The sequence below is a fragment of the Acinetobacter sp. WCHAc010052 genome (genome assembly GCF_002165295.2).
In the GTDB taxonomy this organism is placed as follows: domain Bacteria; phylum Pseudomonadota; class Gammaproteobacteria; order Pseudomonadales; family Moraxellaceae; genus Acinetobacter; species Acinetobacter chinensis.
Genome location: NZ_CP032143.1, coordinates 2788756 through 2810745 on the forward strand (window position 1 = coordinate 2788756; position 21990 = coordinate 2810745).

At 43.0% G+C, this 21990-nt stretch carries 21 protein-coding genes; 5 read left to right on the forward strand and 16 right to left on the reverse strand.

Going from position 1 to position 21990, the window contains the following annotated elements; genetic code table 11:
• Nucleotides 1–693, forward strand: coding sequence for a response regulator transcription factor (locus tag CDG61_RS13650; RefSeq protein ID WP_087549555.1), 693 nt, complete (start codon nucleotides 1–3; stop codon nucleotides 691–693).
• On the opposite strand, the gene CDG61_RS13655 is transcribed toward CDG61_RS13650, so the two are convergent.
• From CDG61_RS13655 to nudC, 9 genes are all read right to left on the reverse strand, one after another.
• Entirely contained in the window at nucleotides 690–2012 is a 1323-nt protein-coding gene (locus CDG61_RS13655) for a sensor histidine kinase (protein WP_087549658.1), read from the reverse strand. The two genes, CDG61_RS13650 and CDG61_RS13655, sit on opposite strands and share 4 nt — an antisense overlap.
• Before the next feature lie 39 nt (nucleotides 2013–2051).
• Nucleotides 2052–3101 carry an SAM-dependent methyltransferase gene (locus tag CDG61_RS13660; RefSeq protein WP_087549556.1) on the reverse strand — a complete coding sequence of 350 codons (1050 nt, stop codon included), beginning with the start codon at nucleotides 3099–3101 and terminating at the stop codon, nucleotides 2052–2054.
• A gap of 8 nt (nucleotides 3102–3109) precedes the next feature.
• Nucleotides 3110–3889: a DUF1295 domain-containing protein gene (locus tag CDG61_RS13665; RefSeq protein WP_087549557.1), complete on the reverse strand. Its 780-nt coding sequence runs from the start codon at nucleotides 3887–3889 to the stop codon at nucleotides 3110–3112.
• 24 nt (nucleotides 3890–3913) lie between these two features.
• Nucleotides 3914–5116, reverse strand: coding sequence for an SAM-dependent methyltransferase (locus tag CDG61_RS13670; RefSeq protein WP_087549558.1), 1203 nt, complete (start codon nucleotides 5114–5116; stop codon nucleotides 3914–3916).
• Nucleotides 5113–5901: a DUF1365 domain-containing protein gene (locus CDG61_RS13675; RefSeq protein WP_087549659.1), complete on the reverse strand. Its 789-nt coding sequence runs from the start codon at nucleotides 5899–5901 to the stop codon at nucleotides 5113–5115. The genes CDG61_RS13670 and CDG61_RS13675 overlap by 4 nt, the downstream gene beginning before the upstream one ends.
• A gap of 9 nt (nucleotides 5902–5910) precedes the next feature.
• Complete coding sequence (locus CDG61_RS13680) at nucleotides 5911–7194, reverse strand: NAD(P)/FAD-dependent oxidoreductase (RefSeq protein ID WP_087549559.1); 1284 nt, start codon at nucleotides 7192–7194, stop codon at nucleotides 5911–5913.
• A complete protein-coding gene (locus CDG61_RS13685; protein WP_087549560.1) occupies nucleotides 7191–8177 on the reverse strand; it encodes an acyl-CoA desaturase in 987 nt (328 codons plus the stop codon). Before CDG61_RS13685 ends, CDG61_RS13680 begins: the two co-directional genes overlap by 4 nt.
• A 136-nt stretch (nucleotides 8178–8313) precedes the next feature.
• Complete coding sequence (locus CDG61_RS13690) at nucleotides 8314–8862, reverse strand: lipocalin family protein (protein WP_087549561.1); 549 nt, start codon at nucleotides 8860–8862, stop codon at nucleotides 8314–8316.
• Nucleotides 8863–8982: 120 nt separating this feature from the next.
• The gene (nudC, locus tag CDG61_RS13695) at nucleotides 8983–9756 is read right to left on the reverse strand and encodes an NAD(+) diphosphatase (protein ID WP_171405611.1); all 774 of its coding nucleotides are present in this window, start codon (nucleotides 9754–9756) and stop codon (nucleotides 8983–8985) included.
• Nucleotides 9757–10137: 381 nt separating this feature from the next.
• Here nudC and CDG61_RS13700 point away from each other — a divergent pair, with 381 nt between their 5' ends.
• Together CDG61_RS13700 and CDG61_RS13705 are read left to right on the forward strand one after the other, a co-directional pair.
• Nucleotides 10138–11661, forward strand: a complete 1524-nt coding sequence (locus tag CDG61_RS13700; RefSeq protein ID WP_087549563.1) for a cryptochrome/photolyase family protein — start codon at nucleotides 10138–10140, stop codon at nucleotides 11659–11661.
• Nucleotides 11662–11664: 3 nt separating this feature from the next.
• On the forward strand, nucleotides 11665–11817 hold the full coding sequence (locus CDG61_RS13705) for a DUF2256 domain-containing protein (protein ID WP_087549564.1): 153 nt from the start codon (nucleotides 11665–11667) through the stop codon (nucleotides 11815–11817).
• On the opposite strand, the gene CDG61_RS13710 is transcribed toward CDG61_RS13705, so the two are convergent.
• The 3 genes from CDG61_RS13710 to CDG61_RS13720 form a co-directional block, all read right to left on the reverse strand.
• A complete protein-coding gene (locus CDG61_RS13710; protein WP_087549660.1) occupies nucleotides 11814–12068 on the reverse strand; it encodes a TIGR03643 family protein in 255 nt (84 codons plus the stop codon). The genes CDG61_RS13705 and CDG61_RS13710 overlap by 4 nt on opposite strands.
• Before the next feature lie 158 nt (nucleotides 12069–12226).
• Nucleotides 12227–12628 carry a hydroxyisourate hydrolase gene (gene uraH / locus CDG61_RS13715; RefSeq protein ID WP_087549565.1) on the reverse strand — a complete coding sequence of 134 codons (402 nt, stop codon included), beginning with the start codon at nucleotides 12626–12628 and terminating at the stop codon, nucleotides 12227–12229.
• A gap of 10 nt (nucleotides 12629–12638) precedes the next feature.
• Nucleotides 12639–13127, reverse strand: coding sequence for a GlcG/HbpS family heme-binding protein (locus tag CDG61_RS13720; RefSeq protein WP_171319333.1), 489 nt, complete (start codon nucleotides 13125–13127; stop codon nucleotides 12639–12641).
• 105 nt (nucleotides 13128–13232) lie between these two features.
• Between CDG61_RS13720 and CDG61_RS13725 the strand changes: the two genes are divergently transcribed.
• On the forward strand, nucleotides 13233–13904 hold the full coding sequence (locus CDG61_RS13725) for a heavy metal response regulator transcription factor (protein ID WP_087549567.1): 672 nt from the start codon (nucleotides 13233–13235) through the stop codon (nucleotides 13902–13904).
• Nucleotides 13901–15283 (forward strand): heavy metal sensor histidine kinase, encoded by a 1383-nt coding sequence (locus tag CDG61_RS13730; protein WP_087549568.1) that lies wholly within the window; start codon nucleotides 13901–13903, stop codon nucleotides 15281–15283. Before CDG61_RS13725 ends, CDG61_RS13730 begins: the two co-directional genes overlap by 4 nt.
• 28 nt (nucleotides 15284–15311) lie before the next feature.
• Here CDG61_RS13730 and CDG61_RS13735 read toward each other — a convergent pair whose 3' ends face one another.
• The 4 genes from CDG61_RS13735 to CDG61_RS13750 all read right to left on the reverse strand — a co-directional run bounded on the left by CDG61_RS13735 (nucleotide 15312) and on the right by CDG61_RS13750 (nucleotide 21990).
• Nucleotides 15312–16010 (reverse strand): ABC transporter ATP-binding protein, encoded by a 699-nt coding sequence (locus CDG61_RS13735; protein ID WP_087549569.1) that lies wholly within the window; start codon nucleotides 16008–16010, stop codon nucleotides 15312–15314.
• Nucleotides 16003–17226 carry an ABC transporter permease gene (locus CDG61_RS13740; protein WP_087549570.1) on the reverse strand — a complete coding sequence of 408 codons (1224 nt, stop codon included), beginning with the start codon at nucleotides 17224–17226 and terminating at the stop codon, nucleotides 16003–16005. The genes CDG61_RS13735 and CDG61_RS13740 overlap by 8 nt, the downstream gene beginning before the upstream one ends.
• Complete coding sequence (locus CDG61_RS13745) at nucleotides 17223–18449, reverse strand: efflux RND transporter periplasmic adaptor subunit (protein WP_087549661.1); 1227 nt, start codon at nucleotides 18447–18449, stop codon at nucleotides 17223–17225. Before CDG61_RS13745 ends, CDG61_RS13740 begins: the two co-directional genes overlap by 4 nt.
• A 412-nt stretch (nucleotides 18450–18861) precedes the next feature.
• Complete coding sequence (locus tag CDG61_RS13750; RefSeq protein ID WP_087549571.1) at nucleotides 18862–21990, reverse strand: type I restriction endonuclease subunit R; 3129 nt, start codon at nucleotides 21988–21990, stop codon at nucleotides 18862–18864.

The window sequence follows — 21990 nt, forward strand, 5'->3', positions numbered from 1 at the left end:
ATGTCGAAACATTTTATCCTGATGGTTGAAGACCATTATGAACTGGCCTCTACACTATGCGAGTTTCTGGAAGAACATGGTTTTGTGGTCGATCATGCCCGCAATCTGAGTGCTGCTAGACAATTATTGAAACAGCAACGCTACCATATCTTGCTACTAGACATTAATTTGCCTGATGGTTCTGGTTATGAATTGTGCGAGTGGTTACGCAATGAAGAGGGGTTGGACTTACCTGTCTTGATGCTTACCGCTCGGGATACCTTGGATGATAAACTCAAAGGCTTCAATTCCGGCACGGATGATTATCTAGTCAAGCCCTTTGACTTTAACGAGCTGGTGGTTCGGGCCAAGGCCCTGATCAAGCGTTCCCTAGGTGAAGTATCTAGCAGTCGTCTGCAAATTCATGACCTAATTTTGGCCCCAGCAACACAGCAGCTAACTCGAGCTGGGCAGAACATTGAATTGCCTCCGATTCAGTTTAAACTTTTAAAGCTACTGATGCGTCACTCTCCTAAAGTACTGACCAAACAGGAAATTATGATGGAGCTTTGGGGTGACGAAGAGCCAGAAAGTGATGCTCTGCGCAGTCATATCTATAATTTACGCAAAATGGTCGATAAACCCTTTGAACAAAAGCTAATTCACACCATATCTGGGATTGGTTTAAAGATTGCTTTCGAAGATGAAGTCTAATTTAGGTACACAACGACAATTAGTCCAGTGGTGATTGCTAAGTCAACATTCTGATGAGTGTCAAGATAATATTGCCTGTCAAACAGCTCCACACGCCAACCTAGCTGTTTGCATAGCTTTTGCACCAATTGCAATCCAATACCATGCCCTTTGATTTCCAGTTGTAGCTGCTGACCAGACAGTTCCTGAACTTTAGAATTGTTAGGTAAAGGCATGCCGACTCCATTGTCAGCAATCAGTACTTTATTTTTTTCCATAATCACATCAATTTCTGTGCCCTGTGAATAGTTCAGCGCATTGCGCAGAATATTGCCAAACACCATTTTGGTCATGGATGGATAAAGTTTACGCGGTTGTTCATCGAGGTCTTTTTGCAGGTCTATCTGCATGCCTTTGTTATGACTGACACTCTCCAGATCCTGCACAAGATTGTCCAGACATTCTGAAAGCATGGTCGGTTCAGCAGTTAAAGTGTTGGTGGTATTGCGGGCAATGGCCAGCAAGGTATCGACCAGCAGCTGCATGTCTTCAATGGTGTTATGCAGGCGGGTAAAGGACTTGTTGTCGCCATAGCGTGCCTGACACAGCTGCACATTGCCTTTTAAAATGGTCAGTGGCGTGCGCAGCTCATGGCTGACATCTCCGGTAAATTCACGCTCACGCTGAATAAATTCGCTTAATACCTGATGATATTTTTCCAGCGCCTGCTTGAGGTATTCAGCTTCCAGATTAGAGTCGGTGCGGATGTCCTGAAAAGGCGAAGCCTGATTTTTCTGATGTTCCCAGTCGATATATTCCAGCGCATTGGCCAGACGGGTAATCGGGGAAAAATAGCGCCGGGCCCGACGGTTCCACCACCACAGCACACTATATAGCACAAACAGGCTGACCATCAGCGGTGCCAGACCAAACAGCCACACCAGCTTGTTGACGTTGCTTTCGCCAAAGACCAACAGGACATGCTGTCCGTCTTTTTCACCATACACAGTCATGCGCTCCTTGCCATCGACAAAATGCCGATTCACTCCTTGCTCAAGCTGCATAGTCTTAAATTGGGGTGGTGGCACAGTGTTCCAGCGGTAACCATACAGATTTTTGGTGTCGGGCAATTCTGCGGCAGGATTACGTTCTAATCGTTGCCAGTAGTGAGACATTTCCTGTTCTAGCGCCGTTCTGAGCAAAGAACCTTTAATTACCCAGGCACTGAAGCCAATCCCAATCACCACAGACAAGGCAATGAATCCGATTTGCAGCCAGTAATAGCGGTTAAACACCTCACCCAGAGGATGATCGTGTTTGTCCCTGAACAGCTTTAACATTGGTGCATTCCCCGCTACCCCATCCGATTCGCCATTCAATTATACGGTTTTCTTTTTAAACAGAAAGTGACCGATCACCCACTCGCGTCCATGCTCATAACCGAACAGCTCGGCACAGGCCATAAAGAAAATCCGCCAGCGTTGCCACCAGATTGCGGCATCCGCGCCATAAGTTTGTTCAAATAAGGGCTTTAGCTCGGCCTGTTTAGCATCCATATTTTCTAGCCAAGCATTTGCGGTACGTTCATACTGCGTGCCCGCCCATTGCCAGTGCTGTTCTAGCTGTAAATGCTGCTGAAAATGTAGGAAAGTTGAGGCTGCTGGCATCAAACCACCACTAAAGAAATATTGCGACATCCAGTCAAACTCATTTTTGACTTCAAAAGGATAATGCAAGAAACGATGACAGAAAATATGACACCACAATAAGCCATTTGGTTTGAGCCAAATACTGATATTTTCAAATAGTTTTTGATAGTTACGCACGTGCTCAAACATCTCCACTGACACCACACGATCAAAAGAGGCAGGTTCAAGTTGCAACACATTGACATCACAAGTGATCACCGTCAGGTTATCCAGTTTTTTTAAACGGGCTTGTTCCTGAATATACTCGCGCTGCGTTGAAGAATTTGACACGACTGTAATACGGGCCCTTGGATAACGCTCGGCCATATATAGACTTAAAGAACCCCAACCGCAGCCAATTTCCAAAATATCCTGCCCGTCTTTCAGTTGTGCTCGCTGGCAATAGCATGCAAGAGCAGCTTCTTCGGCTTGGTCTAGCGTTGTATCGGCATGTTCAAAGAGACTCGCGCTATATTTCAAACGCTTACCGAGTACTGCCTGAAAAAATGCGGTCGGCAGTTCATAATGCTGTTCATTGGCTTTGTCTGTCTCAATGGCAATTTCGCTGTTTTTCAGCATGGTCAGCACATCCATATAGCGCTGCGCTGCCAATGCGGGGTTAAACCGACCTTCTTGTGCCAAACGTTTTTTGCTTAAAGTACGAATGCCTGCACGAATCACTGGGTCTGGCACCTTGCCATTTTCGATCAGTTCTAAGGTTTTTTTAATCATAAAGTCCATGTATTTACCTACTCTTTGGGTGGCCACGGAATAAACATTGAAGTTCGTCGTTGATAGTCTTTATAGTTGTCGCCACGGTGGGCGAGCGCCTGTTTTTCACTAAAGGGAATACCTGTAAAGTAGTACAAGAATAGCCACATCAGCAGTGGATATATCCATAATTCATAGCATCCTGCTGCCAAACCGAGCACTGGATAGGCAAACCAATGCAGCCATTCAAAAAAATAATTCGGATGGCGCGAATATTTCCACAAGCCCTGATCCATGGTTTTACCTTGATTCTGTGGATCTAGCTTAAAACGGTAAAGTTGCTGATCGGCAGTGCTTTCACCTATCAAAGCCAAGAGCATGATCATACCCGCCCCAATCACAGTGACCAAAGTCCAGTCATTCCATTGCTCGGTCGAGATACTTAACAACTTCAGCATTGGGTAGGAAAACAGTAGCGCCAAACCTGCCTGAAATATAAAAAACACCAGAAAACCAAGATGCTGATAATCCCCCATCGCTCGGCGCATGTTGGCATAACGCGTGTCTTCTTGGGTTTCATTGGCATAGCGCCGTAACAGATGCCAAGTCAGCCGTGAAAACCAGATCCCACTCGCCAGTCCCAGAAATAACCGAACCAACAGTGGTGCACTGTGAATCGCCCAAGCGGCAATAATCATGTTTAGGGCAATACTGAAACTCCAAGCGACATCGACTAGCCCTGCTCTGCGGTTATAGGTCACCAACACCCAGCTACAGAGCATGATGAAGACATTGAGCAAAAATAAATCTAGCAGCATGTCGCCCTCCTGTTTTATTTCTGCTTAGTAAGCACTGGCTTCAAACAGCAAATGAACATCGCTGATCACACCTTCGCGGAAGCCACCTTCGCAATAACACAGATAAAAATCCCACATGCGGATAAAGCGCTCATCAAAACCAAGTTGCAACACCTGATCACGTTGCTCCAGAAAACGCTGGCGCCAACACTTCAAGGTTTGTGCATAGCTTTGACCAATATCTTCCAGATGTTTGAGACGAAGTTTTTGCTCAGAAGCCGTTTGCGTCATCACACTGATACATGGAATAAAACTACCGGGGAAAATATAACGCTTAATATAATCCACCGTATTTAAAGCTTTAACATAGCGTGCATCTTCAATGGTAATCGCCTGTATCAAGGCTAGACCATTCGGCTTAAGGAGCTCGCGGCATTTTTGGAAATAAGTTGGTAAATATTGCTCACCCACTGCTTCAATCATTTCAATCGACACAAGCTTGTCGTATTTGCCTTCTAGTAAACGGTAGTCCTGAAGCTGTACAGACACCCGATGAGACAGCCCTGCTTCAGCAACTCGGGCTACAGCCTCATCATATTGTGCCTGGGAAATGGTAATGGTGGTCACCTTACAGCCATAATGCTGAGCCGCATAAATGGCAAAGCCTCCCCAGCCGCTGCCAATTTCAACCAAATGGTCCATCGGTTGCAATTGAAGTTTTTGGCAGATCAGTTCTTTTTTATAATCTGAAGCTTGTTCCAAGCTCATACAAGGGTCTTTAAACACCGCACTGGAATACATCATGCTGGAATCTAAGAACAATTTAAAAAAATCATTGCTCAAGTCATAATGCTCAGCAATATTCTGACGACTGCCATCAATCGAATTCTTGCGGGATTTATACCAAGCCTTGAGTACCAGCTGGCTAGCTTTTGCCACCACATTTTGATTCATCCGATCAAGCACATCACGATTACGCGCTAGAATACGAATTACATTGACCAGATCTTCACTGCTCCAGTAACCACGAATAAATCCTTCTGCTGCCCCCAGTACACCATTACGGAACAACAGTTCCATTAGACGGGTATCGTGCACCTGAATCACGGCCTGCAGATCACTGTTTTCGCCAACTGTTCCGCTCCAGATGCCTTTAAAAATCAGCTGACCATGCCGCAATTTCAGCAAATGCCGTAATACCACCGGCAGTTCGGTGTGCTCTCCCATTAACAGTGTTTTCATAGTCATGTCTTTCCTTTTTCTTTTTTAGGATGGCGGTAAAACGGAATTTTCTTTTTCCATAAACGAAAGGCATGCAGATAAATTCCGCTGACCATCCTGAAGGGTTCAAGAACTTTCAGTACAGCATAGCGATGCTGCTGTGAAGGAACTGTGATGGCCTGCAGGGAAAATTTCAGGGTGGCATCGAATTGCAGCACGGCCTGCTCAAACAGCTGCATATGAATCACATTTTGTTGTTCTGAAAAGCTAAAACGCCAACGATAATCTAGCTCCATCGGCATGAACGGCGACACATGAAAGTCCTTTTTAAAATCAAACTGGTGACTTTGGTACGGCGCATGTTGGTCTGCATTGTTTCGGCAGTCGTGAATGTAGACCTGTCTTTCATTCCACGGTGTATTGGTAATTTCACTCAGTACAAATATCAGTTGGTCGGTGGCATCTAAGACTAGATAAAACACTACAGAATTAAAGCGAAAGCCGAGTGTTCGTGGCAAAGCCATTACTCGGATAGATGCGGCATGCGGTAATAGATAGTTTTCCCGCTTGATGAGCAAACGTGAGACCTTCTGCCGAATCGAACCATATTCCATGGTCAGAAAATCCCGCTCATCTAGGGTCAAGAAATTCCAGCGGCTGGAAGACCAGAGCCAGGATTTACCGGTAAAGGTCGCGAGCTGATCCGGATCAAACCATAGATAGGTTAGCTGGGTCTCAAAAGCATGGGCTTTGGGCAAATAACGTCGGTGCCGGATTTCGGCAGAGGCAATCGCCAGTGGATACATCTGCATCATGTGCTCCTAGGCGGCCTGTTCGGCCTGTTTCAATAGCTGATCGACTACCCATGATGCGCTACGCGCCCCATCCTCATGAAAGCCCCAGCCCCAGTAAGCACCACAGTATGAAGTGCGGTTTTGGCCGTTGACCTCGACCCAGCGTTGCTGTGCTTCAATCGCCGGGGCATCAAACACTGGATGACGGTAATGTCGTTCTATCCAGACTTTTTTCGGATTCAGGGCAAAATTAGGATTCAGGGTGGCAAAGACCTGGGTTTTGCAGTTCAGGTTCTGCAACTGGTTCATCCAGTAGCTAAAGCCATAATGTGTGCCACTGTGTTGGAATGGCGTCTGTTCAGTGACCTGAGTCGGCGTGACGTGTACATGCCAGCTGGCCCACTGGCGACGGGATTTGGGCATGATAGAGGTATCGGAATGTACCACCATGCGGTTATCCTGATAGCGGAACTTGCCTAGCACGTCCAGCTCCTGCGCGGTCGGGTCTTTCAGCAGTTTCAGGCTGTCATCGGCGTGGCTGGCGAAAATCACCCAGTCAAAACGCTCACTGCCCTGTTGGGTTTCAATCAGCACATCATTGGCACTGCGAGACACCTGATGCACAGCAATTTTACGAAGCGTGATATTGCACTGGGCCTGAATGGCACGGACGTAGCGAGCTGATCCACCCTTGACCGTCAGCCATAAAGGACGGTCTTTGAGCTGCAACATGCGATGATGCTGGAAAAAGCTCACCACAAACTTATACGGAATCTGTCCAGCCTGTTCCACCGGGCAGGACCACAGCGCCCCGCACATCGGATAGAGATGTTCCTGACGGAAGGCTTCGGAATAGCCATGCCGATCCAGATACTCATCTATACTGAGCTGTGCATCGACATGCTCGACATCCAGATCTTTATTGGCGGCATAGAAGCGGAACAGATCCGACAACATCGCGCGAAAATCTGCATTACAAAAGTTTTGAGGTCGGAACAATAACGAGAATTTTTTTGAAGGATTGTACTGTAAGCCCGTGACCTGATTATTCACCGAAAAGCCCATGTCACTGCTTTGCGATTGAATCCCAAGTTCTTTTAGCATGGCGCAGAATAGCGGATAGTTATGCTCATTAAAAACAATAAAGCCACTGTCCACCGCAACCTGTTCACCATCGATATTCAGCTGATGGGTATCGGTATGACCACCAAAGTAGTTATTCTTTTCAAAGACTGTGACTTCATGCGCTTTGCTGAGTTTCCAGGCAGCGTACAGACCAGAAATACCTGAACCAATAATTGCAATTTTCATGGTGATTCCTTTGAATGAATAGTCGGAGTGCCGGTCTTGGCAGCTTTTTTCTGTTTTCGGGCCCGGGCAATTTTACTGACATCATAGACACGTGCCGGAATCGGCTTGATTCCCCAGACCAGCCCGAACAAAGACATGAGTTTCAGCAGGTAATAGGTCACATCAATCTGCCACCAGTAAAAACCCTGCCGTGTACTGCCGGCATAATAATGGTGATTGTTGTGCCAGCCTTCGCCCAAGGTAATGATCGACAGAAATAAATTGTTACGGCTGTGATCGTCCGTATCAAAGTCACGGCTGCCGTAATGATGCGCCAGTGAGTTAATACACAAAGTGGCATGGAGCAGTAACACGGTGGAGACCACAAAGCCCCAGACCAGCAATTGCAGGCCGGAGGTAGAGAGTTGCGGCCAGGTCATAGCCAGCCACTCCCCTAGCGCATAAATCCCGCCCGCGGTCAGCAGCACCACAATTAAACTGAAACGGTCCAGCCAGATCAGTTCCGGATATTTCAGCCAATCTCTAATGACTTCTTTTCGCGTGGCAAAGTTATATTCATTTAAAAACCAGCCAACGTGGCTGTACCAAAAACCATGCGTGGAGGAATGCGGGTCTTGCAAGGTATCGGTATAGCGATGGTGATAACGGTGATGCGCCGCCCACCAGAGCGGGCCACGCTGCGCACTCATGGTACCCATCAGCACAAACAGAAACTGTACCGGACGCGAAGTCTGAAAAGTTTTATGTGACAGATAACGATGAAAAAAAGCGGTGATGGAAAACATACGGATCAGGTAGAACGCCAGCATAAAGCCCAGCGCAAACCATGACACCCCCACCCAGAACACGGCGAGACAGGCCAGATGCAACAGAATAAAGGGCAAAATCCGGAGCCACTGAACCTGGCTGTTTTCAGCGGTCAGCGTTTCAGGCGATGTGTGTATGGACCAGCTGTCTATCCATCGCATCAGGCTTTTCAACATGGACTCATCCTACTTTTAAGCGGTTGTCTTTATTCTATTTGATGAGTCTAATCAGTCAGATATGAATTTTATGTGAAGTGAAATAAAAAAAGCCGAACTGTAGAGAGACTAAGCAGTTCGGCAAAAGGGTAACAGATTAATGCGGCAATTTGATCAGTTTTGTGATGTCATAACCATAATGTTTTGCTGTCTCCAGATAGGACTGATAGGTGGCTTCATCCAGTTGCGGTTCGCGCGATAAAATCCACAGGTATTTGGTACTCGGTCCACCGACCAGCGCCACTTTATATTCCGGATCCACGCGTAATACCCAGTAATGCCCTTTGGTAAACGGAATCCATCTTAAACCTGGGGGCAAAAAGCTGACCTTTAGTTTGCTGTTGCCCTGATTTTGCGGATAGGCCACCCCTTCAGAGCTGATCATTTCACCATTTTCAATCCGGCAGCTATTTAATACGCCCATAGTCTGATCGGCATTGACAGTGTATTGTGCCGAGATATTCGATACGCATTTACGCTGAAAATACATCGGTAAATGCGCAATTTCATACCATTTACCAGCATACTTCTGGATATCAACCTGATCGACTGCCTGAGGTGGAACCGTTTCAGCTTGCGTAGTAAAGCTTAAGCTGATTATCGCCAGCGTTGTCGCTGCCAAAACAGACTTGAATAGCATCTTCATTTTTTAGCCTTGTTTGATTTTAGGCTTAAGATAACTCAACAGCATGTGAACAAAGCGTGAAGACGAAATGATGTGATTCAGGAGGCGTGCTGCTAAAAAAGTCCTAGACTGGTTTCCGGGTTAAAGCCATTCTTTGCTGTCATCTGCCACAGGGGTACCATGCATCACATGCTGAATCATGGCATAGGCAATACTGCCCTTGAACGGAATTTCGGGTAACTGATCAAATTTGAAAAACTGCGCATCGCTCAGTTCATTTTCCTGAATTTGAATGTCCCCTGTATGATATTCCGCCTTGAAGGCCATCATCAGATTGCTGGGAAACGGCCACGGCTGGCTGGCCAGATATTGAATGTTTTTGATCTGCAGCCCAACTTCTTCTAGGGTTTCACGGCGGACTGCCTCTTCCAGGGTTTCTCCGACTTCAACAAAGCCGGCAATCAGACTGTACATTTGGGTTTTATTGCGGGCATTTTTTGCCAGCAGAATTTCATCTTCGCCCCGGGTAATGATGGTAATCACACAGGGATTCACCCGTGGATACTGGTTATAGCCACAGGATGGACAGACCATGGCATACTGGCTGGCGTGTTGCTGGGTGGCATGGCCGCATTTACTGCAAAAGCGGTGATTACGGCGCCACTCTAGCAACTGCACAGCACGACTGGCTTGTTCAAACTGTGGCTTGCTCCAGACCTGCACCAATTGCCGGATCGGGACTAGTTGATAGCCTTCAGGTACTAATTCATTTTCTTTTAGATCCCGTGCAATGACCTGGCCATTTTCCGACAGATCCAAGTCGTGCTGCAGTCTTGCTACCAGCGGCAACTGAAAATGCTCATCCACCATTAATTGCTGCTGTCTAAAAATATACGCTTTTGAATGCATGCTCATGACATCCACTGGTTAAAAAAATCCCATACATGGGGGTGTATGGGACAAAACTAAGGAAACTTACATAGAGTAACTTCTCTTTAAAGAATAGGCGCACGCTGCCTGAATTACAACCATAATAATTTGTATCTTTTTGATTAAAATCACATAATTTTCACAACAATTATGTATTCAGGAATAATGCGAAGCGAGTTTCATCAACTGGCTGTAGCATTATAGAGATGAACACTCTGTTATTGTAGCAATCATGATTCCTGTGCAATGTCACCAGATCATCTGGTCGGGTTGAATTAACTGAACATGCGGACTGATTGTATTTTCACAAAAAATTGAACTGGCTGGCTATAGACTAGGCTACCTTTGATCGGGTCTGGAAGGGCTATGCATTTCGGTTTAATTTTAGGTGATCAGCTTCATCATCAGCTCGCTACGCTTAAAGCGCTGGACCGTACCCGGGATGTGATCCTGATGGCCGAAGTAGTTGAGGAAGCGACTTATGTCGCCCATCATCCGCAGAAAATTGCCCTGATTTTTAGCGCGATGCGGCATTTTGCCAAAGAGCTCAAAGCGGAAGGATGGCGTGTACGTTACCATGCTTTTCAGTCCGGCAGTCCAATTCGTAGCCTGCTGGATTTCGTACAGGCACAGCAACTGCTGTTCCCCGTCACAGAACTGGTGATGACCCGATGCGGGGAATATCGCCTGCAGCAGCAGATTGAACAGCACTGGAGCCAGCAGCTGCAACTGCAAGTAAAGTGTCTGGATGACGATCGTTTTTTCTGTAGCCCGGAGCAGTTCCGGCACTGGGCCAGCCGCTACCAGACGTTACGCATGGAATATTTTTACCGGGAAATGCGTAAACAGACCGGTTATTTGATGCAGAGACAGCAGCCGCTTGGACAACAGTGGAACTATGACAGCGCCAATCGCAAGGCATGGTCAGGCACTCCACCATTGCCTCCAACACTTCATTTTGAACACGATCAGATTGATCTGGATGTACTGGAACTGGTTGAGCGCGAGTTTCCGCTTCACTCTGGCAGCCTTGACAACTTCCGCTGGGCCACCACACGTAGCAATGCTCTGCTTGCACTGGAGCATTTCATTACCCGCAGTTTGCCGCATTTTGGAGATTATCAGGATGCAATGGTTCAGGGTGCAGACATGCTGTTTCACAGCCTGCTCTCGCCTTATCTAAATTGTGGTCTGTTACTGCCCAAAGAAGTCTGTGATGCGGCAGAAGCTGCCTACCATGACGGTCATGCACCACTGAATGCAGTGGAAGGTTTTATCAGGCAGATCCTCGGCTGGCGCGAATATGTTCGCGGAATTTACTGGCTGTACATGCCGGAGTATGCCAGCCGCAATGCGCTACAGTACTCAACACCGTTGCCACAATTTTACTGGACTGGCCGCACTCAGATGAACTGCATGGCTGAGTGTTTTCGTAATACTTTTCAGCATGCGTATGCACATCATATCCAGCGTTTGATGGTGACTGGAAATTTTGCCTTATTAACTGGTGTAGACCCGCAGCAGATCAGCGAGTGGTATCTGGCAGTCTATGCCGACGCCTATGAATGGGTAGAACTACCGAACACACTGGGCATGGTAATGCATGCCGATGGCGGCTTGATGGCCAGCAAACCCTATGCGGCTTCGGGCAATTACATCCATAAGATGTCTGATTACTGCAAACACTGTAGCTACAATGTCAAAACCCGTACCGAGCCAGACAGCTGTCCGTTCAACAGCCTGTACTGGTATTTCATGATCCGGCATGAAGCGATATTCCGTACCCATCCACGTATGGGCATGATCTATCGGCAGCTGGACAAACTGAAAGATCGGCAGCAGATCATCAGCCATGCCCAGCAGCTTCTTAGCCGGATCAATGAGTTATAAACGATGAAAAAACAGCATCTCCCTGAAAAAATATGTATTCACTGCTTGCGCCCTTTTACTTGGCGCAAAAAATGGCACCGTTGCTGGGAGGAAGTGCGATACTGTTCTGAACGATGTAAACGTGAGTCCAGACGTTTATCAAAATCAAACACTTAGAAACGCCTGTATTGGCGTGAACAATAGGCCCGTATCACATCAGGTGAACGCAGCTGCAGATGTTTGGTTTTTCGGCCAGTCACGCGTGCACGCCACATTTTAAAGCTACTGTGTTTCATATTTTGCCGCATCAAGCGAATCACCGCCGCTTCATTTAAACCATACTCACATAAAATAGCTTCAAAAGGAGTTCGATCTTCCCAAGCCATTTCTATAATTCTGGATAAGTCCTCTTCAGAAAATTGATTCATACCATTCTCGTTTTTAATCATCACGAAGCGTCAATAAGCTTTATCGACTTTAATCTGACTAAAAGAATAACAATACAATCATGAATTTTTTGTGATTTTTCTCTAGTTTACGGACTCAGCACGAATAAAAGGGCTAGTTAAACTAGCCCTGTTAAGTCTTAGTTACCTCTATAAGTCGAATATCCATAAGGACTTAAAAGTAGAGGAATATGATAATGGCTGACACTTCCATCTACCTTAAAAATTACAGGAACTTCAGGAAAGAAAGTATCTTGCTTATTTTTTTTAAACCAGTCTTCAGTTTTAAAAGTAACTTTATAAATACCGGCTTCAAGCTTCTGATTTTCAGGAAACAATCCAGTAATACGGCCATTAGGACCAGTATATTGCTGATTTAACTTCACCCATTTATTCCCAGTACTTTTTTCGAGTACCACTTCGACTTGAGCTGAGGGTAGACCATTTTCTAGATTCAACACATGCACACTTAAAGGGTTAGTTTGTGCAAAAGTCATTGAGGTCAACAATAGTGTTGAAAGTGGCAATAATTTTTTAGACATGATGAATTCCTTAAGGGTTGAAAATAGACTTAACAGCTGTTTCAGCGCAGTAATGGTCATTTTTTGCGCCCCCTGCTCCGGCAACACCAATGGCGCCGACCACTTGACTCTCATAACGCACAGGTACGCCGCCACCTAACAAAAGTAAATTTGATAGGGTGGTTAAATTTTTTGAATCCTTTTTTTCATGGGCATTTTGACTTAACAACATGGTCGCTGTTTTAGTGGATAAAGCGGTATAGGCTTTCTTTTCGGCTGCGCCCAAATTATGCGGTCCGACAGTTTCATGCCTATTTGATATCAAGGTATTTCCTCCCCGATCCACCACTACCACGGCAATGTTATGCTGTATTTTTTGACATGCGATCACAGCAGCATCAATAAGAGTTTGTGCTGCCTGAGAATCAAGTGAATAAACTTGATTCAATTGAACGGATTGTGCAAAAGTACTGCTACTCACCAGCATTACTGTTGCAATAAGCCCTTTGAGTTTGTTCATCATGATTGCCCTGAATTAAGTTTTAAAAATCTTATACAATCTGAATGATTTAGATCATGACAATCACATTACAAAGTTGTCATCTTCAAAATGAGCCTGAACAAAATGTGTATTCTAATTATCGAAGATGAAGTTAAAATCGCCTCATATCTGGTTAAAGGGTTAAATGAATCTGGCTATGAGGCGGAATGTGTCCATTCAGGGCTAGAAGGCTTGGAAAAGTTAAAAATGCATGCTTATAGTCTAGTCATATTAGATGTGATGTTGCCCGATATTGATGGCTGGGCAGTCTTAAAAGTATTGCGTCAATTTTCCCATATACCCGTGATTTTTCTTACTGCCAAAGATCAAATTATTGATAGGGTCAAAGGTCTGGAACTGGGTGCCGATGACTATCTGGCCAAACCTTTTTCGTATATTGAATTACTCGCACGTATTAAAAGTCTGCTGAGACGGCAACAGTATGTTCAGGAAAATGAGTTATGGATAGGCAATTTAAAAATGGACTTAATCCATCATAAAGTTTGGCGACATGAGCAGTTAATTGAACTCAGTAAAAAGGAGTTTAATTTATTGCACTTTATGCTACGGCACCCAAATGAAATTATTACGCGTAGGCAAATTGCTTCCGAAGTTTGGCATATCAATTTTGATACTGATACGAATTTTATTGATGTCGCAGTACGACGCTTACGCAGTAAAATTGACGAGGGGCATGAGATAAAATTAATTCATACTGTCCGAGGCTTGGGCTATAAAATTTCAGTGGAAGCATAATGTTCAAGCCCATTCGCTCTTTAGAACTCCGATTAACACTCTTGGTTACAGGGTGTGCTGCAATGGTCTTGTGCGCTGTAGCATTTATGACCTATCTGGGTATCAACCAGATTTTAATTGCTCAGCAAGATCGGGCTTTGGTTGAACGAATTGAGCGACTGGAAATTTTGCTACAAGACAGTAGCAATATTGAACAGATTATCGCTCGTCCGAAGCTGTATCAAAATATGTTGGGAAATCAGGATAATTTGTTTTTATTGATTCAAGGCAATCAGATTCTCATCAACATCAATCCTCTTGGCATTCCGCTGCCTGAATTTACCCATCAGCCCCAAATTCAATTCCAAGATTTATCGGTTCATACTTACCCCACCCGTATTGCTTGGAAAACCATTCAAATCAATCAGCAGCCCTATGTGTTAATTGCAGGCAAACAGTGGTCTGAACGTTTAGCCATCATCTCGCCTTTTCAAAAACGTCTTTTTATTTATGTATTTACGGGCATCTTGGCCATTTTCATACTCTGTGCCATTGCTAGCCATCTGGGATTGAACGCATTAAGGACTCTGCGAGAACAAACCCATGCGATAAATATTCAGCAACTTGAGCAGCGACTCAATCTGATTCATCCCCCTCAAGAGATTGAAAAACTAGCATCCGATATCAACGCCATGCTTGACCGTATTGAAATGGGATATAGCCAACTGAATCGCTTCTCTGAAGACATTGCGCATGAATTTAGGACCCCATTGAATAATTTAATCGGGCAAACCGAAATTTTACTCATGAATGAACGTAGTCCCGCACAGTATCAGGAACTCTTGATTTCCAACTTGGAGGACTATCAACGTTTAAAACGAATGATTGACAGCATGTTATTTCTTGCCCGCGCAGATGCGCATAAAGTTCGCTTAAACAAACAGAAAATTCAGCTCCAATCCTTTATAGAACATATGTGCAGTATTTTTGAATATCAAGCCGAAGAACAACACTGCAATTTTGTTTTAAGGCTTGAAGCGACTGAGTTATCGGCAGATCCAGAACTGTTACAACAAGCGCTGTATAATCTGATATCAAATGCGCTCATTCACGGCGGCAATCACCGAACTATTTATGTGCTTAGCCACCGAAAGAACATTAATAATATGCAGATGATTATATTATCTGTGATCACCAGTGGTTTGGAAGTTGCTCCTGAGCATTTGCCTCATCTCTTTGAGCGTTTTTATCAGTGCAGTTCCAGCAGACAAAGCCCTCATCAAACGGGGGGTTTAGGCCTATCGATTGTGGCATCTATTTTGACGCTTCATCAGGGAATGTATCGGGCAGTCAATAGCGCAGAAGGTATATGTTTTGAACTGCTATTCCCAAAAGAGTGACCCACGTTCGCACTCATTTGATCTCGTGTCAGGAATCACTCTGAATTCTCCCATCCACCAGATTAATGGTTCGATCACAGGTTGCCGATAATCTAGGATCATGAGTCACCAAAAGGACTGCACAGTCATGTTCACGATGTACTTTACGAAATAATTCAAACATTTCCGCAGCAGTTTGAGTATCAAGATTACCTGTCGGTTCATCTGCCAACAATAGTGCAGGCTGAGTAATCAGTGCACGTGCAATCGCCACGCGCTGCTGCTGCCCTCCAGAAAGCTCATTCGGTTTACGGTCAGCGAACTTATCTAACCCTACGGCGGCCAATAATTCATGGGCATATTGCAGCGCAGATTGATCTGGCTTGCCTTGCTTCAGCATTAATGGCATAAGCACATTATTTAAGGCAGTAAAGGCCTGTATAAGATGATGGAATTGAAACACAAAACCTATACTGTTGCCACGTAATGCTGTCCGAGCCCTATCATCCATACGGCTTGTTGCCTGACCCAACAAGTACAACTCACCACAGCTAGGCTGATCTAATAAGCCAAGAATATTCAGTAAAGTACTTTTGCCTGAACCAGAAGGACCAATTAATGCAGCAAAGTCATTCCGTTGAATACACAGGTCAATTCCATGTAATACCTCCACTTCATTAGATTGCCCAACATTATAGGACTTTCGCAATGCTTCTAAACGTAGTACTTCCTCAGATGAATCAGACATGACGAATTGCCTCCACAGGATCGAGTGCAGCCGCCCGACGGGAAGGTATTGCAGCAGCCAAAACTCCCGTCAAAGTCGCCAAGAATAATGCTGACAAGATAAGCTTGATTGAAATCGAAATATAAAACAAGCCGGGACCAAACTGATTAAACCCCCAGATTAGACCATAACTGACAACACTACCAAGCATCGAACCAAGCAGACCAAAAATTGCTCCCTGAAATAAGAAAACTCTTAAAATTTGCGCTTGTGTCGCCCCCGTCGCACGCAAAATACCGATTTCCCGAGTCCGTTGCACCACACTCACCGACATCACACTGGCAATACCAAAAGCGACTGAAATCCCCACAAAAACAATAATCATGTTGGTCGAAAGGCTCTGAGCAGTAATCGCATTCATTAATTGAGCATTGGTTTCAATCCAGCTTTCTGCTTTTAATCTAGTCAGGCGTCCAACTTGTGAGGCAACTTGATCCGCCTGAAAAATGTCTTGGATCGTCAGATCAATCACGGTCACACCACCCGGCAAATTAAGTAAAGATTGCGCCTGTTTCAAATCCAGATAGACATAGCGCGCATCCAATTCACGCACACCAAGTTCAAATATTCCAGAGATGTTCACCACTGCATTTTTCTGTTGCCCAGTATCTAACCTTAATTTGCTCCCGACTTGCACACCTAAATCTTTAGCCAATTGACGCCCAATTAATACATTATCCGCACTGACCCGTAATTCGCCACTCACCATATATTGCTTTAACGGAATAATCTGTTGATAACGTTCAAGATTGATACCAACCAATGCAACCGATTGAATCGCATCTCCGCGCTGTACAAATGCAGGACCAGAGACCACAGGAGAAACCGCAGTCAACACCGGCAACTGATCTAAATTCTCAGTAATCTGCTGCCAATTATTAATAGAACGTAAGCGTTGCGCACGCTTATCTTCTTGTAACAACTGAAGTGTTCCTGCTACTGGTGGCACAATGTGATTCACCTCATCTGGTGAGAGCAAACGAATATGCGCCTGTGTCCCTAAAGTCCTTTCTACAATATTCGATTGTAAACCCTGAATTAAGGCACTAATGAACACAATGACCGCTACCCCCACCGCGACGCCAATGGTAATCATCATCGACTGTGTGCGACCCTCTCGCAAAAAACTGATTGCGATGGTCCACTCTGTCCAAAGTCGCCCAAAAAAGTTTTTCAATCGAATTTCACCGGTAATTCATTTTTGCTATTTATCTGATCCGCTTGACTCTGCAAGACACGTTTAGTTTGCTCTATTCGGACACGAGTTCCATCTTTAAGCACTGATTCTGCATCGGTAAGGACGTGATCACCTTCTTTCAATCCAGCTACAACTTCCGACGTGACCAAACCACGTAAACCCAATGTGATAGGATGATGTTGAATTTTTCTATCTTTTACTAAAATAACCATAGCCTTGTTGCCACTTATACTGCTTAAAGCATCATTTGGAATGACCAAGGTTCGCTCGCGCTTGTTGGTTTCAACATTTACCGATACCGTCATGTCTTGACGCAAAAAATGTGGGACTGGATCAACTGTTAATCGGACATCTACTGTGCCACGTTGAGCATCAATACTTGGGGCAATAAAATTAATATGAGTAGGAAAAGGTTGATCTGGATAAGCATCTGCAATCACTGATGCTTTTTGTTGTAAAGCCAGCAGTGGTAAATTTCGTTCATCAAATGGCACTCGAATTTCAGTCGCACCATCCAATGCAATAGTGAAGAGAGTCTGACTTGGTTGTACCAAATCTCCCGGCTCAACATTCCGGGTTAAAATAATACCTGAAACTTCTGCACGAATTTTGGTCTTGGCGAGTTGAGCTTGTAGTGCAGCGAGTCGTTCACGTAGTTTTGTCTCTTCAACTTTATCTGGGGCTAGTGAGGCAACTTTTAATCGAGCTGATTCCAAATTATTACGAGCGAGTTTCTCTGCCTCTATCGATTTCTCCTTTTCCTCTGCTGATAATATTCCTAATTCGGCATTCCGTCTGCGAAACGCCTCTCTTTGAGCCTGTTCTAATTGTACTTTGGCATTTGCTAAATCGACTTCTGCTTGCGGACGTCTAGTAGTTTCGAGTTCTTTTAATTCAGCTTCTGCCTGCCGGACTTGCGCCGAAATTTCATCAGATTTCAGTACTAAAAGAATATCTCCTCGAGAGACCCTATCTCCCTCTTGAACTAAGCGCTCAAGAACAAGCCCTGTAATTTCACTACCTATCTGAGTCTGAGATACTTTTTCTACCCTTCCTGAAGCAACAACTGTTTGAATTAATGGACTAGATACGACCTCATAACTAGGTAACAATGGTCCTTGCCACCAGCGATATATAGCAAAACTGACGACCAAAACCAGTGGTATGATCATGATCCAAGGCTTATAGCGGGTAACAAGCAATTCCGTTCTCCAAGCCAAAATAAAGAGATATTTTTGAATCGAATTATTAATTAAATATATATGAAAATTGTGTAATAACACACCAAATAAAAAGAGCAGATCATTTTTTTAACTTAATTTTCCTTATTATTACAATTTTTTAATAATATTGATTAAAAATAATAAATTTTAAATTAATATTTCCTATATTTATATAGATTTTAAACACATTTAAAACTTAAACACTTTAGCTACCAATAACATAATACATTACTCTATTTAGTAAAGTAGCTGTTGTGATGGTGGCAGTTTAACCCAACATGTAATGGTCTAATATTTCTATATTAAATACTTCTAGCTTTACCCAATTTAACCCACTAATGCTAACTACCTGTGATGGCAACACAGCTAGTTAGCCAACAGATCTTACTTTTTAATTTAAATTACCGCCAACACCCTTAAACTTCTCAACTAAAATTGAAATTTTCTGGAAAACATTTTGTTTCTTAGTCAAATACTGTGGGTTCAATGGGCTCATTTTAGGCAAAATTGCATTAAGTTCAGTGCCGTTTTCACTTGCAAATTCCCTCTTCAATGAAGCCATGATATATCGTTTAGTGGCGTCCTCATTCAAGTTTTCATCCTGAATCAGTTCCTGAACCTCACGCTGCTGTTCTATTTGAGCGAAAGTGTAAAAAGAATCCATCACACTAGCTTTATCCTCAATCTTGTCTAAATCAGTATGATTAATAAAATCAACGATCAAACTTTCTTTAGATCGACTCTCCAAGCTTGAACGAATCACACGTCGCATATCATCAACCAACGCAACCTTATCCTTGATTTTTTTATTACTTTCAAAAATAAGCTCTAAAATATAGTCTAAATTGATTTCTTGTGACTTTAATAGATCAACTTCAAAAACTACATCGTTCCAATCAATCTTAGATTCTTCTTTTTGCTCCGCGAACCGCTCCCTACGTAACCAATCACGTATATCATTATAACTGGATCGATAATCTTGGATTTTCCGTTCAGCTGGCATATCAATTGCAGTGAGCTGTGCTAACTCTTCATCATTTAAATAATGCTTATTTTTAAATTCTTCAACTGCACTAGCATCATTCAAATCAACAGATTGTAATTCTTTTAGACTCGCATATTCATCATAGTTTTGCAGTACGTTTTCTACTCGCAAGTATTCACCAAATAATTTAGCAAATGCTTTTTTATCTGACTCTTTAAAAATTTCATCGGAGTTAGGGAAGCGTTGCTCCAACTCTTTAACTACTTCTATAAACCCTCTTCTTGCTTCTCCAGTTAATACATCGGTGAAGCCTTCCATATATTCTTCATAGCTTTTCTCTAAAACAATATTCTGCGTATTTGGATCACCAAATAATCGTATAGCATCAATCGTTGGCTGTTCTAAATCACGGAAAGTTACGATATTGCCAAATGTTTTAGTCGCATCAAAAATACGGTTAGTTCGTGAATATGCTTGTATAAGGCCATGATATCGTAAATTTTTATCAACAAATAAAGTATTTAATGTCGGTGCATCAAATCCTGTTAAGAACATACCAACCACAATCAGTAAATCAATTTCTTTAGCTTTGACTTGTTTTGCTAAATCACGGTAATAATTTTGAAAGCTCTTAGTTTCAACACTAAAGTTCGTTTTAAATACTGAGTTATAATCTGCAATTGCTGAACTTAGAAATTCTTTAGCACTACTATTCATAGCTGACACATCAAAACTTTCATCTTGAATATCACCCACGGCATCCTGTTCTTCATTTGCTGAAAATGAAAAAATAGTCGCTATCTTTAAAGGCTTATCATTATTTTTTTGTAAGTCTTTTATGCACTCATAATAGAGCTTAGCAGCATCTACACTACTCACGGCAAACATGGCATTAAAGCCTTTGCTACCTACTTGTAACCGATGCGTTTTCTGACCAAAGTGAGTTAGGATGTACTGGCTAATTTCACGTATACGATCAGGATGCAATAAAGCTTGTTTATTTTCATAAGCACTTAGTTTTTTGACATCTTGTTCTTTTTCTATATTTTTAAATTGTGGACGTACATCATTATAATCCACTTTAAATTTGAGGACTTTTTCATCACGAATTGCATCGGTAATGACATAGGCATGCAAAGCACCCCTATTTTTATCCTTGTCATATGTACCAAATACGCTAGCAGTGGTTTCATTCCCTAATGTATTTTCAGGAAAAATCGGAGTGCCTGTAAAACCAAATTGGTAAAATTTTTTGAATTTTTTCTTTAAATTTTTCTGTGCTTCACCAAACTGACTTCGATGACATTCATCAAATATAAACATGACTTGCTTATTGTATATCGGCAAATCATTTTCAGTTTTCATCAAGATATTTAGCTTTTGGATGGTTGTTACGATAATTTTATTATCATCTTTATCCAAGTTTCGCTTTAATCCAGCCGTATTTTCAGAACCGTTTACACTATCAGGAGAAAAACGTTGGTATTCCTTCATAGTTTGATAATCAAGGTCTTTGCGATCGACCACAAAAAAAACCTTATCAATAAAATCAAGTTCTGTTGCTAAACGAGCTGCTTTAAAACTCGTTAAGGTTTTACCTGAACCAGTGGTATGCCAAATAAACCCACCACTGGAAATTTGACTCCAACTCTTTGCTTCAAATGAGCTTTTAACTTTCCACAAAATACGTTCTGTTGCCGCAATTTGATAAGGACGCATGACCAGCAAAGTATCGCTTACATCAAATACGGAGTAATTCAACAACACATTGAGTAAGGTATTTTTTTGGAAAAACGTTGCAGTAAAGTCTTTTAGGTCTTTAATGAGACTGTTATCTGACTTCGCCCAGTTCATCGTAAAATCAAAACTGTTCTTATTACGTGCTGTAGTATTGGCAAAATAGCGAGTATCTGTCCCATTGGAAATAACGAATAGCTGTAAGTATTTATACAGTGAATTTTCACTATTGAAACTCTCTTTGCTGTAACGATGAACTTGATTAAATGCTTCACGGATCGCCATGCCTCGCTTTTTCAATTCAACTTGTACCAATGGCAAACCATTAACCAAAATGGTGACATCATAACGGTTGGCATGATTACCTTTTTGTTCAAACTGTTTAATAACTTGAACTTTATTACGAGCAATGTTTTTTTTATCAAGTAAATAGATGTTTTGAATACGACCATCATCAAAAACAAAATCATGAATATAGTCATCATGAATTTTTCTAGTTTTATCTACGATACTATCGCTTGCTTTATCCAAATATGTTTCAACAAATCGTGTCCATTCACTCTCTAAAAATTGTACATTATTGAGTAACTGTAGTTGCTCGCGCACATTATTCAACATAGCCTGAGCATGGGTTATATTGGTTAAAAATTCATAGCCCTGATTAGTCAAATCTTGAATGAGTTCACGCTCTAAGTCAGCTTCTGTTTGATAACTATCTATTGATTGAGATTCTTTAATGTATTTATCAAGAACAATGAAATTATTCGATTCAACAATTGTTTTAGTTTGATCAGTCAT

Bases quoted from the DNA above. Each gene is read 5' to 3' on its own strand.
- CDG61_RS13680 (WP_087549559.1), bottom strand. From the start codon at position 7,194: ATGAAAATTGCAATTATTGGTTCAGGTATTTCTGGTCTGTACGCTGCC.
- CDG61_RS13655 (WP_087549658.1), bottom strand. From the start codon at position 2,012: ATGTTAAAGCTGTTCAGGGACAAACACGATCATCCTCTGGGTGAGGTG.
- CDG61_RS13660 (WP_087549556.1), bottom strand. From the start codon at position 3,101: ATGGACTTTATGATTAAAAAAACCTTAGAACTGATCGAAAATGGCAAG.
- CDG61_RS13720 (WP_171319333.1), bottom strand. From the start codon at position 13,127: ATGAACAAACTCAAAGGGCTTATTGCAACAGTAATGCTGGTGAGTAGC.
- CDG61_RS13700 (WP_087549563.1), top strand. From the start codon at position 10,138: ATGCATTTCGGTTTAATTTTAGGTGATCAGCTTCATCATCAGCTCGCT.
- CDG61_RS13705 (WP_087549564.1), top strand. From the start codon at position 11,665: ATGAAAAAACAGCATCTCCCTGAAAAAATATGTATTCACTGCTTGCGC.
- CDG61_RS13690 (WP_087549561.1), bottom strand. From the start codon at position 8,862: ATGAAGATGCTATTCAAGTCTGTTTTGGCAGCGACAACGCTGGCGATA.
- CDG61_RS13735 (WP_087549569.1), bottom strand. From the start codon at position 16,010: ATGTCTGATTCATCTGAGGAAGTACTACGTTTAGAAGCATTGCGAAAG.
- CDG61_RS13710 (WP_087549660.1), bottom strand. From the start codon at position 12,068: ATGAATCAATTTTCTGAAGAGGACTTATCCAGAATTATAGAAATGGCT.
- CDG61_RS13750 (WP_087549571.1), bottom strand. From the start codon at position 21,990: ATGACTGATCAAACTAAAACAATTGTTGAATCGAATAATTTCATTGTT.
- CDG61_RS13670 (WP_087549558.1), bottom strand. From the start codon at position 5,116: ATGACTATGAAAACACTGTTAATGGGAGAGCACACCGAACTGCCGGTG.
- CDG61_RS13665 (WP_087549557.1), bottom strand. From the start codon at position 3,889: ATGCTGCTAGATTTATTTTTGCTCAATGTCTTCATCATGCTCTGTAGC.
- CDG61_RS13650 (WP_087549555.1), top strand. From the start codon at position 1: ATGTCGAAACATTTTATCCTGATGGTTGAAGACCATTATGAACTGGCC.
- CDG61_RS13675 (WP_087549659.1), bottom strand. From the start codon at position 5,901: ATGCAGATGTATCCACTGGCGATTGCCTCTGCCGAAATCCGGCACCGA.
- uraH (WP_087549565.1), bottom strand. From the start codon at position 12,628: ATGTCTAAAAAATTATTGCCACTTTCAACACTATTGTTGACCTCAATG.
- CDG61_RS13725 (WP_087549567.1), top strand. From the start codon at position 13,233: ATGTGTATTCTAATTATCGAAGATGAAGTTAAAATCGCCTCATATCTG.
- CDG61_RS13685 (WP_087549560.1), bottom strand. From the start codon at position 8,177: ATGTTGAAAAGCCTGATGCGATGGATAGACAGCTGGTCCATACACACA.
- nudC (WP_171405611.1), bottom strand. From the start codon at position 9,756: ATGAGCATGCATTCAAAAGCGTATATTTTTAGACAGCAGCAATTAATG.